The organism is Actinokineospora sp. PR83, from assembly GCF_021056305.1.
In the GTDB taxonomy this organism is placed as follows: domain Bacteria; phylum Actinomycetota; class Actinomycetes; order Mycobacteriales; family Pseudonocardiaceae; genus Actinokineospora; species Actinokineospora spheciospongiae.
Genome location: NZ_JAJCXD010000040.1, coordinates 42343 through 54148 on the forward strand (window position 1 = coordinate 42343; position 11806 = coordinate 54148).

At 71.5% G+C, this 11806-nt stretch carries 11 protein-coding genes and 1 tRNA gene; 6 read left to right on the forward strand and 6 right to left on the reverse strand.

The window, feature by feature from the left end:
- Nucleotides 1-7 precede the first annotated feature (7 nt).
- The 3 genes from L6E12_RS13800 to L6E12_RS13810 all read right to left on the reverse strand — a co-directional run bounded on the left by L6E12_RS13800 (nt 8) and on the right by L6E12_RS13810 (nt 1107).
- Nucleotides 8-79 (reverse strand) — tRNA-Val (locus L6E12_RS13800).
- Between the two features lie 47 nt (nt 80-126).
- Nucleotides 127-585 carry a peroxiredoxin gene (locus L6E12_RS13805; RefSeq protein ID WP_236228306.1) on the reverse strand — a complete coding sequence of 153 codons (459 nt, stop codon included), beginning with the start codon at nt 583-585 and terminating at the stop codon, nt 127-129.
- A 90-nt stretch (nt 586-675) separates the two neighbouring features.
- A complete protein-coding gene (locus L6E12_RS13810; RefSeq protein ID WP_236228307.1) occupies nt 676-1107 on the reverse strand; it encodes a DUF3052 domain-containing protein in 432 nt (143 codons plus the stop codon).
- A gap of 302 nt (nt 1108-1409) precedes the next feature.
- Here L6E12_RS13810 and aceE point away from each other — a divergent pair, with 302 nt between their 5' ends.
- Nucleotides 1410-4178: a pyruvate dehydrogenase (acetyl-transferring), homodimeric type gene (gene aceE, locus L6E12_RS13815; RefSeq protein ID WP_374201870.1), complete on the forward strand. Its 2769-nt coding sequence runs from the start codon at nt 1410-1412 to the stop codon at nt 4176-4178.
- A 28-nt stretch (nt 4179-4206) separates the two neighbouring features.
- Here the strand turns inward: aceE and pnuC are convergent, their stop codons facing one another.
- Nucleotides 4207-4827 (reverse strand): nicotinamide riboside transporter PnuC, encoded by a 621-nt coding sequence (pnuC, locus tag L6E12_RS13820; protein ID WP_236228308.1) that lies wholly within the window; start codon nt 4825-4827, stop codon nt 4207-4209.
- Between the two features lie 472 nt (nt 4828-5299).
- Between pnuC and L6E12_RS13825 the strand changes: the two genes are divergently transcribed.
- From L6E12_RS13825 to L6E12_RS13845, 5 genes are all read left to right on the forward strand, one after another.
- Complete coding sequence (locus L6E12_RS13825; RefSeq protein WP_236228309.1) at nt 5300-6490, forward strand: CdaR family transcriptional regulator; 1191 nt, start codon at nt 5300-5302, stop codon at nt 6488-6490.
- Between the two features lie 171 nt (nt 6491-6661).
- Nucleotides 6662-7585 carry an ACP S-malonyltransferase gene (locus L6E12_RS13830; RefSeq protein ID WP_236228310.1) on the forward strand — a complete coding sequence of 308 codons (924 nt, stop codon included), beginning with the start codon at nt 6662-6664 and terminating at the stop codon, nt 7583-7585.
- Nucleotides 7582-8577, forward strand: coding sequence for a beta-ketoacyl-ACP synthase III (locus tag L6E12_RS13835; RefSeq protein ID WP_236228311.1), 996 nt, complete (start codon nt 7582-7584; stop codon nt 8575-8577). Before L6E12_RS13830 ends, L6E12_RS13835 begins: the two co-directional genes overlap by 4 nt.
- 77 nt (nt 8578-8654) lie before the next feature.
- Nucleotides 8655-8906, forward strand: a complete 252-nt coding sequence (locus tag L6E12_RS13840) for an acyl carrier protein (RefSeq protein ID WP_236228312.1) — start codon at nt 8655-8657, stop codon at nt 8904-8906.
- 93 nt (nt 8907-8999) lie between these two features.
- Complete coding sequence (locus L6E12_RS13845) at nt 9000-10247, forward strand: beta-ketoacyl synthase (protein ID WP_236228313.1); 1248 nt, start codon at nt 9000-9002, stop codon at nt 10245-10247.
- 73 nt (nt 10248-10320) lie between these two features.
- Here L6E12_RS13845 and L6E12_RS13850 read toward each other — a convergent pair whose 3' ends face one another.
- Nucleotides 10321-10911 carry a DUF4829 domain-containing protein gene (locus L6E12_RS13850; RefSeq protein ID WP_236228314.1) on the reverse strand — a complete coding sequence of 197 codons (591 nt, stop codon included), beginning with the start codon at nt 10909-10911 and terminating at the stop codon, nt 10321-10323.
- A 63-nt stretch (nt 10912-10974) separates the two neighbouring features.
- On the reverse strand, nt 10975-11478 hold the full coding sequence (locus tag L6E12_RS13855) for a DUF3145 domain-containing protein (RefSeq protein WP_236228315.1): 504 nt from the start codon (nt 11476-11478) through the stop codon (nt 10975-10977).
- Nucleotides 11479-11806: the final 328 nt, after the last annotated feature.

Genomic DNA, 11806 nt, shown 5'->3' on the forward strand with positions numbered 1-11806 from the left:
GATCCGGTGGGCGCAGCAGGATTCGAACCTGCGACCGCTCGGGTGTAAACCGAGTGCTCTTCCGCTGAGCTATGCGCCCGGGGAGCGCGCCGAGGACCTGACACCCCACCGCGCCCGCCGACGGGCCTACAGGGCCGCGACGGCCTTCTTCCAGGCGGCCTGGTCGCGGGCCTCGCCGGGCTGGTTGACCTCGGCGTAGCGGACGGTGCCCTCGGTGTCGATGAGGAACGTGCCGCGGTTGGCCAGGCCCGCGGCCTCGTTGAACACGCCGTAGGCCTTGGCGACCTCGCCGTGCGGCCAGAAGTCCGACAGCAGCGGGAAGGTGTAGCCCTGCTGGTCGGCCCACGCCTTGAGGCTGAACGGGGTGTCCACCGAGACGCCGACGACCTGGACGTTGCTGTCGGTGTACTCGGCGAGTTCGTCGCGGACCTGGCAGAGCTCGCCCTGGCAGATGCCGCTGAAGGCGAACGGGTAGAACACGAGGAGGACGTTCTTCCCGCCGCGGAAGTCCGACAGCTTCACCGGCTGCTTGTTGTAGTCGTTGAGCGTGAAGTCCGGAGCCTTGGAACCGACCTCAACAGCCATACCCGACATCCTCCTGATCAGTGGCGACCCGTGCGCGGACAGCCTAGGGCACCCGGGCGGCCCGCCACCCGGGTGATCGGTCCGGCGGCGTCAGCGCCTGGTCTTGGCGGACTTCGGGGACACCAGCCTGGTGCCCGCCCAGTCCTTGCCCACGCTGACGCTGGAGGTCTGGGCCAGTCCGGCGGTGGGCACCGCCTCGGCGATGTCCGACGGCTCGACGTGCCCCTCGCGCCCCGGCTTCGGCGTCAGGACCCAGATCACGCCGTTGTCGGCGAGCGGGCCGATCGCGTCCACCAGCGCGTCGACGAGGTCACCGTCGCCGTCGCGCCACCACAGCAGGACGACCTCGACCACCTCCTCGGCGTCCTCGTCGAGCAGGTCGGCGCCGATGCGGTCCTCGATCGCGGCACGCAGGTCGTCGTCGACGTCCTCGTCCCAGCCGATCTCCTGGACGACTGCGCCCCCAACGATCCCCAGCTTGTCGGCGATGCCGATGCTCCCGGCATCTCCCGCGGCCACCACGGTGTCACTCCTCCATCTGCGCTGTCACGGGGGCGCGGGTCGCTGACCGGCCCGTCCACCGCGTCCTGCCTGTTCGGTTAGGCGACAGCGAACACTGACAGTGGCCACCTGCGCAACCGTCCTGTCCCCGACACGCCGGGAACCGTGACCCCCTCGACGCCCGGCCGTGGCCACGCACACCCCTACTGACCAGTAAGGATGACGTGCGCTTCGATTCAGACGAACATGGCAGAGTGAGTCTCGCGCGCGTGTCACCCGCGCGCGCGATGCAACCCGACCTCGACCCAGGCTGGAGCTCCACCGTGGCCACCCACAACGACAGGTCCGGCGCACCCGAACGGGTACGCGTCATCCGCGACGGCCTCGCCGCGCACCTCCCCGACATCGACCCGGAGGAGACCTCGGAGTGGCTGGAGTCGTTCGACGCCGCCCTCGCCGAGGGCGGCCAGCAGCGGGCCCGCTACCTGATGCTCCGGCTGCTCGAGCGGGCCAGGGAGAGCCACGTCGGCGTCCCGTCGCTGACCAGCACCGACTACGTCAACACCATCGCCACCGACCGGGAGCCGTGGTTCCCCGGCGACGAGGAGGTGGAGCGCCGGTACCGGGCGTGGATCCGGTGGAACGCGGCGATGACCGTGCACCGCGCGCAGCGCCCCGGGGTGGGCGTCGGCGGGCACATCTCCACCTACGCCTCCTCCGCGGCCCTCTACGAGGTGGGCTTCAACCACTTCTTCCGCGGCAAGAACCACCCCGGTGGCGGTGACCACATCTACGTGCAGGGCCACGCCTCCCCCGGCATCTACGCCCGCGCGTTCCTCGAGGGCCGCCTGTCCACCGACCAGCTCGACGGGTTCCGCCAGGAGCTGTCGCACGCGGGCCCCGGCGGCGGGCTGCCGTCGTACCCGCACCCGCGGCTGATGCCGGACTTCTGGGAGTTCCCGACCGTCTCCATGGGCCTGGGCCCGATGAACGCCATCTACCAGGCCCGGTTCAACCGGTACCTGCGCGACCGCGGCATCAAGGACACCTCCGACCAGCGGGTGTGGGCGTTCCTCGGCGACGGGGAGATGGACGAGCCGGAGTCGCGCGGGCTGATCCACGTCGCGGCCAACGAGCAGCTCGACAACCTCACCTTCGTGATCAACTGCAACCTGCAGCGCCTGGACGGCCCGGTGCGCGGCAACGGCAAGATCATCCAGGAGCTGGAGTCGTACTTCCGCGGCGCGGGCTGGAACGTCATCAAGGTCATCTGGGGCCGGGAGTGGGACGCGCTGCTGCACGCCGACCGCGACGGCGCCCTGGTCAACCTGATGAACACCACCCCCGACGGCGACTACCAGACCTACAAGGCCAACGACGGCGCGTTCGTCCGCGAGCACTTCTTCGGCCGCGACCCGCGCACCAAGGCCCTGGTCAACCCGATGAGCGACCAGGAGATCTGGAACCTCAAGCGCGGCGGCCACGACTACCGCAAGGTCTACGCGGCCTACCGGGCGGCCACCGAGCACCACGGCCAGCCGACGGTGATCCTGGCCAAGACGATCAAGGGCTACAACCTCGGCCCGCACTTCGAGGCGCGCAACGCCACGCACCAGATGAAGAAGATGACCCTGGACGACCTCAAGGCGTTCCGGGACACGCTGCGCATCCCGATCGAGGACGCGGAGCTGGAGAAGGACCCGTACCTGCCGCCGTACTACCACCCTGGGCAGGACGACGAGGCGATCCAGTACCTGCAGGAGCGGCGCCGCCAGCTCGGCGGGTACCTGCCCGAGCGCCGCACCAAGGGCAAGGCGCTGGTGCTGCCCGGCGACAAGGTCTACGACGTGCTCAAGCGCGGGTCGGGCAAGCAGGAGGTCGCCACCACCATGGCGTTCGTCCGGCTGGTGCGCGACCTGGCCAAGGACCCGGAGATCGGGCCGCGGCTGGTGCCGATCATCCCGGACGAGGCGCGCACGTTCGGCATGGACTCGATGTTCCCGACGCAGAAGATCTACAACCCCAACGGGCAGCTCTACACCTCGGTCGACGCGTCGCTGATGCTCAGCTACAAGGAGTCCGAGCAGGGCCAGATCCTGCACGAGGGCATCAACGAGGCCGGGTCGACCGCGTCGTTCACCGCGGCGGGCAGCTCCTACGCCACGCACGGCGAGCCGATGATCCCGATCTACATCTTCTACTCGATGTTCGGCTTCCAGCGCACCGGCGACGGCCTGTGGGCCGCGGCCGACCAGATGGCGCGCGGGTTCGTCCTGGGCGCCACCGCGGGCCGCACCACGCTGACCGGTGAGGGCCTGCAGCACAACGACGGGCACTCGCTGCTGCTGGCGGCGACCAACCCGGCGGTGGTGTCCTACGACGCGGCGTGGTCGTTCGAGATCGCGCACATCGTCAAGGACGGGCTGCGCCGCATGTACGGCGAGCAGGCCGAGGACGTCTTCTACTACCTGACGGTCTACAACGACCCGTACCAGCAGCCCGCCGAGCCGGAGGACCTCGACGTCGAGGGCCTGCTGCGCGGCCTCTACCGCTACCGGCAGGCGGAGTCCTCCACCGGGCTCAAGGCGCAGATCCTGGTCTCCGGTGTGGCCATGCCGTGGGCGATCCGGGCCCAGGAGATGCTGGCGGCGGACTGGAACGTCAACGCGGACGTGTGGTCGGCGACGTCCTGGTCGGAGCTGCGCCGCGAAGCGGTGGAGGTCGACCGGCACAACCTGCTGCACCCGCAGGCCGAACCGCGCGTGCCGTACGTGACCGAGGTGCTCAAGGGCAAGCAGGGCCCGGTCGTGGCGGTGTCGGACTGGATGAGCGCGGTGCCGGACCTGATCCGCCCGTGGGTGCCCACCGACATGACCACGCTCGGCACCGACGGGTTCGGCTTCTCCGACACCCGCCCGGCCGCCCGCAGGCACTTCCTGGTCGACGCCGAGTCCATCACCGTGGGCGTGCTGGCGGCGCTGGCCCGGCGCGGCGAGGTCGACCGGTCGCTGGTCGTCGAGGCGGCGCGCCGCTACAGGATCGACGACGTGACGGCGGCAGGCCCGCAGGTGGGCGACCCCGGGGTCGCCTGAGGCCCGGCCGTGGCCGTGTGGGCACCGCTCACACGGCCACGGTGGCCTGCTGCTTCGCCGAGCGGAACCAGCTTACCCAGCCGTAGACCACCAGCCCGGCGAACACGATGTAGACCGAGGCGCTGAACACCAACCCCGACGACAGTTGCAAGGGCACGCCGATCGCGTCCACCACCAGCCAGACGATCCAGAACTCCACCAGCCCGTAGGCCTGCAGCGCGAACGCCAGCACGGTCCCGATGAAGATGGCCGAATCCGGCCACGGCGCCCACGAGGCGTCCAGCGCGTCCAACACCAGCGCGAACACCACGGTCCCGACGACGAACGCCGCCGCCGTCGCCACCAGCTCCCACCGGCTCGCCCGCCGCACCGCGACCCCGAACACCGGGTCCCGCCTGCGCGCCCACGCCCACCAGCCGTAGACCGCGATCAGGCCCACGGCAAGCTGCCGCACCGCCAACCCGCCCAGGTGCGCGGACAGGTACACGGTGAACAGCAGCACCACCGACACCAGCTGCACCGGCCAGGTCCACAGCGTGCGCCGCTGCGCCAGGAACACCACGGCCAGCGCGAACACCTGCCCGATCAGCTCCGCCCAGGCGATGCGCTGCCCGAACACGGTCACCCCGTAGTCCATCAGGACGTGCATGGCGTCCCCCTTCCCATGGTCGATCCAACCCCCCACCACAAGTCGTTTGTTCCACACCCCGCGTGACCGGTCGAACGGGTGGCGCACGGCCGCTGCGTCGCACGAACGAGGGAACTAGACCGTTTCACCTAGCCGCGATACACCCGGGCAGTCCATAGTGGAACTACCGGTGGGGACCGGGGAGAAGGGCCGCCCAGCATCGAGCGCACCGAACATGCTGGGCGGCCCGCCCCATTCCGAGTCCTGTTCGCACTCGTGCTTCCCATCGGTGGGGCGGTCATCGAATCTGGGGGGCGACCCCCCAGACCCCCACGGTGCGGTGGGTTCCTGAACCAGCGTGGGCCGCCTTCGGCGAGCAAGACCGTTTAGTCGCGGTGGGCACGGTAGTTGTTGGGTAGCGCTTGGGGTGGGGCTTGGGGTGGGACAGCGTGGGGCGGCTTTGGTGGGGTGGGGGGCGTGGGATTCTTTGGGTATGAGTGGTCGGGGATCGGTGGGGTTGTCGGCGGGGACTTTGGATGCGGTGGGGCGGGCTTCGGGGAAACTGGCGGCTGCTGCGGTGGCTGCCATGGATGAGCAGTTCGCGTGGTTCGGGCGGATGCCCGCTGACCAGCGGGCCAGTGTGTTGTTGGTCGCGCAGAACGGGGTGGCGGGGTTCACCGCTTGGTTGCGGGACCCGCGGGAGGCGTTGCGGATGACCACCGACACGTTCCGGGGGGCGCCCCGGGACCTGTCGCGGTGGATCAGCCTGCGGCAGACGGTGGAGATGGTGCGGGTGTCGTTGCAGGTGTTCGAGGACATGGTGCCGGACCTGGCCGCCGACGAGGCCGAGCGGGCGGTGCTGTCGGAGGCCGTGCTGCGGTACGGCCGGGAGGTGGCGTTCGCCTCGGCCATGTCCTACGCGTCCGCCGCCGAAGCGCGGGGGGCGTGGGACGCGCGGCTGGAAGCGCTGGTCGTGGACGGGATCGTGCGCGGCGACGCCGAGGAGTCCCTGCTGTCGCGGGCGGCGGCGCTGGGCTGGGACCCGGCGGCCGAGGCCACCGTGCTGGTCGGGAACCCGCCCTCGGACGACCAGCCGACCGTGGTCTACGAGGTGCGCAGCCGGGCCGCGCGGGCGAGCAGGCCGGTGCTGCTGGGCGTGCAGGGCTCCCGGCTGGTGGTGGTGCTGGCCGGGCCGACCACCGACCCCGTCGACCGGGAGGCGCTGGTGCGGATGGCCTCGGCGTTCGGGGCGGGACCGGTGGTGGCCGGGCCCACCATGGCCAGCATCGCCGAGGCGCACCGCAGCTCCGCCGACGCGCTGTCCGGGCTGCGCGCGGTGGTCGCCTGGCCGGACGCGCCGCGGCCGGTGCGCTCGGCCGACCTGCTGCCGGAACGGGCGCTGGCGGGCGACCCGGAAGCCGAGTGGCAACTCATCGACCGGGTGGCCCGGCCGCTGGAGGAGGCAGGAGGAGCCTTACAAGAGACCGTGGAGGCGTACCTCGCCGCGGGCGGGGTGCTGGAGTCGTGCGCGCGGCAGCTGTTCGTGCACCCGAACACGGTGCGCTACCGGCTGCGGAAGGCGACCGACGTCACCGGGCACAACGCCAACGACCCCCGGGACGCGCTGGTCCTGCGGGTGGCGCTGGCGGTGGGGCGCTTGTCGCGGGCCCGGGGACTCTGGTAAACCGTCAATTCCAGGCAACGCTTCGGTGGCCCACACCACAACGCACAAGGAACTGCCGCGGTGGCGGTTCATAACGGCTCAAGCTTTGTAGGGTTTCCACAACAGGGGTGCCGGAGCTTGGTGAGCTGGCAGCATCCTCACCGGGCGGGCGGACGGTGTCTAGTTAGCACTGTGATCGCACTGCTCGCACCCGGACAGGGTTCCCAGGCGCCGGGGATGCTCCTCCCCTGGCTCGAACTGCCCGACACCGCCGAGCGGCTCGCGGGCTGGTCCGAGGTGGCCGGGCTCGACCTCGCCCGGCTCGGCAGCACCGCCGACGCCGACGAGATCAAGGACACCGCGATCACGCAGCCGCTGATCGTGGCCTCCACCCTGCTGGCCTACGAGGAGCTGGCCCGGCGGGTGGAGATCCCGGCCGACGTGCTGGTGGCGGGCCACTCGATCGGCGAGTTCGCCGCCGCCGCGATCGCCGGGGTGCTGACACCGGAGGACGCGGTGGCGCTCGCCGCGGTCCGCGGCCGGGAGATGGCCGCCGCCTGCGAGCTGGAGCCCACCGGCATGTCCGCCCTGGTCCGCGGCACCGAGGAGGGCATCCTGGCCCGCCTGGCCGAGCTGGGCCTGGTGCCCGCCAACCGCAACGGGGCGGGCCAGATCGTCGCCGCCGGTTCGATCGCCGCGCTGGAGAAGCTCGCCGCCGAACCGCCGGAGGGCGCCAAGGCGATCACCCTGAAGGTCGCGGGCGCCTTCCACACCAGCTACATGGCCCCGGCCCAGGACGCGCTGCGCGCACACGCGGCCACCCTGGCCAATCCCGCGGACCCCACCCGCACGCTGCTGTCGAACCGCGACGGCGCGGTGGTCACCGACGGCGCGGACGTGCTGGAGCGGCTCATCGACCAGGTCACCAACCCGGTCCGGTGGGACCTGTGCATGGCCACCATGGCCGAGCGCGGCGTCGCCGCGGTCGTCGAGTTCCCGCCCGCGGGCGCGCTCGTCGGCCTGGCGAAGCGCGAGCTGAAGGGAACACCCTTCTTCGCGCTGAAGACACCGGACACCCTCGACGCCGTCGTCGAGCTGATCGGGAGCGCGTCATGACCACGCTGAACCAGACCACCGGCCCCTCGGCCACCCGCATCCTCGGCGTGGGCAGCCACCAGCCGGAGCGGATCGTCACCAACGACGAGCTGTCGCTGCACATGGACACCACCGACCAGTGGATCCGCGAGCGCGTCGGCATCGCCGAGCGGCGGTTCTCCGCCCCGGACGAGAAGCTGGTCGACATGGCGGTCATCGCCGGGTCCAAGGCGCTCGCCGACTCCGGCCTGAGCCCGTCCGACGTCGACACGGTGATCCTGGCGAACTGCACCATGCCGCACCCCATCCCCAACGGCGCCGCGCAGGTGGCCGACCGGATCGGGGTCAAGGCGGCGGGCGCGTTCGACCTCAACGCCGCCTGCGCGGGCTTCTGCTACAGCCTGGGCACCGCCTCGGACCTGGTCCGCGCGGGCTCGGCGAAGCGGGTGCTGGTGATCGGCGCGGAGAAGCTGACCGACTGGGTGGACCCGACCGACCGGGCCAACGCGATCATCTTCGCCGACGGCGCGGGCGCCGCGGTGGTCGGCCCGTCGGACACCCCCGGCATCGGCCCGGTGGTCTGGGGCAGCGCCGGTGACCTGGTCGACACGATCGGGATGAACCCGAACCCGGCGTCCCCCGGCGGCAACAAGGTGCTCTACCAGGAGGGCCAGTCGGTCTTCCGGTGGGCGACGACGAAGATCGCGCCGATCGCGCTGCGCGCCCTGGAGGCCGCGGGCATCACCCCGGCCGAGGTCGACGTGCTCATCCCGCACCAGGCGAACCTGCGCATCGTCGAGTCGATCGCCAAGAAGCTGCGGGCCAACGGCGCCCGGGAGGACATGGTCGTCGCCGACGACATCGTGCACTCCGGCAACACCTCCTCGGCATCGATCCCGATGGCGATGGACCACATGCGCGCCGCGGGCCGGATCAAGCCCGGTGACGTGGCGCTGCTCGTGGGCTTCGGAGCGGGCCTGTCCTACGCGGGGCAGGTCGTGATCTGCCCCTGACCCAGGGGCCGCAACAACACCGGTCGGGCGCGGTGCCCGGCCGGTGGCAACGCACACCACGGAAGGACACCAAGCACATGTCGGACAAGCCCAGCGACGCGCAGATCCTCGAGGGCCTCGCGGAGATCGTGGAAGAGGTCGCGGGTGTCTCCCCCGACGACGTGACCGCGGACAAGTCCTTCGTGGACGACCTCGACATCGACTCGCTGTCCATGGTCGAGATCGCCGTGCAGGCCGAGGACCGGTTCGGCGTCAAGATCCCCGACGACGAGCTGGCGAACCTCAAGACCGTGGGTGACGCCGTCACCTACGTGTCCAGCCACGCCTGATCGCAGCACCGACCGCTCCACCCGCACGAAACCCCGGGTCCCCGTGCCGCCCGGCACCCGGTCAGGCACACCACCCGCTGTGAAGGAACCGCCATGAGCAACGTCGATGTCGTCGTCACCGGGCTGGGCGCCACCACGCCGCTCGGCGGGGACGTCACGTCCACCTGGGATGCCCTGCTCGCGGGCGAGAACGGCATCCGGCGCAACGACAACGAGTGGGTCGAGAAGTACGACCTGCCCGCGCGCTTGGCCGCTCCCCTCGCCGTCGAGCCGACGGACGTGCTGCCGCGCGTGCAGGCCCGCCGCCTGGACCGCTGCGAGCAGGTGGCCCTGATCGCCGCGCGGGAGGCCTGGGCGGACGCCGGGTTCGACCTGCCCTCCGACGGGGACGAACCGGTGGACCCGGACCGGCTCGGGGTCAGCATCGGCACCGGGGTCGGCGGACCGCTGACGCTGCTGGGCCAGGACGACATCCTGGAGCAGCAGGGCCTGCGCAAGGTCTCGCCGCTGACGGTGCCGATGCTGATGCCCAACGGCCCGGCCGCGCACGTCGGGATCGAGCTGCGCGCCAGGGCGGGCGTGCACTCCCCGGCCTCGGCCTGCGCCTCCGGTGCCGAGGGCATCGCCACCGCCTGGCAGATGATCCAGAACGGCCGCGCCGACGTCGTCGTGGCCGGTGGCGCCGAGGCGTGCATCCACCCGATCACCGTGGCGGGCTTCTGCCAGTCGCGGACGCTGAGCACCCGCAACGACGCCCCGGACCGGGCCTCGCGGCCGTTCGACACCGACCGGGACGGCTTCGTCCTCGGTGAGGGCGCGGGTGTGCTGGTGCTGGAGCGCGCCGACCACGCCATCGCCCGCGGCGCGCGGATCTACGGCCGGGTCGCCGGGTACGGCATGACCTCCGACGCCTACCACATCACCGGCAACCACCCCGAGGGCCTGGGGCAGATCAAGGCCATCGAGAACGCGGTGCGCGTGGCCGGGCTGACCGCGGCCGACATCGGCCACGTCAACGCGCACGCCACCTCCACGGTGGTCGGCGACGTCGGCGAGGCCGCCGCGATCCGCAAGGCCATCGGCGACCACCCGGTGCTCACCGCGCCGAAGTCCGCGATTGGCCACCTGGTCGGCGGGGCGGGCGCGGTGGAGAGCATCTTCACCCTGCTGTCGCTGTACTACGGGGTCATCCCCGCCACCCGCAACCTGGAGAACCTGGACCCGCGGGTCGAGTTGGACGTGGTCACCGGGCAGCCGCGCAAGGTGGAGATCACCGCCGCGGTGAACGACTCGTTCGGCTTCGGCGGGCACAACGTCGCCCTGGTCTTCACGACCGCCTGACCGGCGCACGCCGGTGCGAGGAGGACCCGTCCCGGGTGGGGGCGGGTCCTCCTGTCGTTCCACTGAGGACTGATCAGCAGGGGTCGTGCTGGGGGCTGGCACCGGTGGAGGTCATGTCGAGGCGCCACTGGCCCCCGGTGAGGATCAGCGGGTAGACCACGCTCCAGCGGATGCAGTCGACCGGCAGCTCCGGCGGGGCGTCGGCCGTGTCCTGCTTGCTGACGAAGGTGAGCAGGACCCTGGCGGTGTTCGGCGGACCCGTCTCGATGCGGTAGACGACGATGGTGCCGTCGGTCGTCGTGGCGTAGTTGCGCTGCCAGTCGGGTTCCGGCATGGCCTTCACGCGGTCGTCGGTGACCGTGGTCTTCCAGCGGTCGTAGTTCTTGCCGTTGATCGCGTCGAAGTGGGTCTGCAGGAGCTGGCGGGTGGTCTCGAAGAGGGGATGGCCGACGGCGTCGGCGGTGCCCCGGACGTCGCGGGGACCGGGTTGGGCGGCGGCGGGGACGGCGGACTCGGTCGGCACGACCGCCGACGCGGGCGGGGACGTCCTGGTGACCGGGTCGAGGTAGAACTCGCGGGCCAGCAGCCCCGCCACCGCGGTCAGCACGACCGCGACCAGCACCACCGGCAGCACCCACCGCTGCCCACCACCCGACTCGCGCACGGGTGCCAGCGTGCCACAGCGGGCCCGCCGCCCGGGCGCGACCGAGGAACCGCCGAGCTGGGATCAGCCGACGCGGTGCAGCCAGGTGATGGGGGCGCCGTCGCCCGCGCGGCGGTAGGGTTCCAGGGCTTCGTCCCAGGAGGCGCCGAGGAGTTCGTCGACCTTGAAGGCGAAGGACTCGCCGCCGCGGGCGGTGGCGGCGACGGTGCGCAGTTGGTCCTCGCCGACGACGATGTCGCCGTTGGCGCCGGTGCGGGCGTGCCACAGGCCCAGGGCCGGGGCGTAGCAGAACCGCTCGCCGTCGACACCAGCGCTGGGTTCCTCGGTGACCTCGAAGCGGATCATCGGCCAGGCCCGCAGCCCGGCCGCCAGCTTGGCACCGGTGCCCGCGTCACCGGTCCACGCGCACTCGGCGCGCAACTGGCCGGGGGCCGCGGGCTGCGCGGTCCAGCGCAACTCCGCGCGGACCCCGAGGGTGCCCGAAATCGACCACTCGACGTGCGGACACACCGCAGACGGCGACGAGTGGACGTACACCACACCTTGGGTGTTTCCACGGGTGCTCACTGCTGACCTCCGCTGCTCGACGAGGATCGTCTTCCCCTACGTCCATCGCGCCCAACGGGTGACCGGCGGTGATTGCCCGCGATCATTGTGCCCTGCCGCCGGACCCCTTGGCCACACGAACGGCGAAAGACACCGCCCGGTGCGCGGATTCCGCCCGCCGGTGACGAACGGGGGGAGTCCACCGCGAACTCCCCGCACCCGATCACTCACGAAGCGGCGTCACCGGGGACCGGGTCACCGATGGCGAGGCGCCACCACGTTCGACCAAGATCCGCGAATCGAGGTCGCCGGTCCGCGGAATGGCCGCCGGGGATACCGTGTCGCACAC

What these genes read in the sequence shown, in the direction of transcription:
- L6E12_RS13805 (WP_236228306.1), bottom strand. Translation starts at nt 585, where the DNA reads ATGGCTGTTGAGGTCGGTTCCAAGGCTCCGGACTTCACGCTCAACGAC.
- pnuC (WP_236228308.1), bottom strand. Translation starts at nt 4,827, where the DNA reads ATGCACGTCCTGATGGACTACGGGGTGACCGTGTTCGGGCAGCGCATC.
- L6E12_RS13825 (WP_236228309.1), top strand. Translation starts at nt 5,300, where the DNA reads ATGAGTGGTCGGGGATCGGTGGGGTTGTCGGCGGGGACTTTGGATGCG.
- L6E12_RS13835 (WP_236228311.1), top strand. Translation starts at nt 7,582, where the DNA reads ATGACCACGCTGAACCAGACCACCGGCCCCTCGGCCACCCGCATCCTC.
- L6E12_RS13840 (WP_236228312.1), top strand. Translation starts at nt 8,655, where the DNA reads ATGTCGGACAAGCCCAGCGACGCGCAGATCCTCGAGGGCCTCGCGGAG.
- L6E12_RS13845 (WP_236228313.1), top strand. Translation starts at nt 9,000, where the DNA reads ATGAGCAACGTCGATGTCGTCGTCACCGGGCTGGGCGCCACCACGCCG.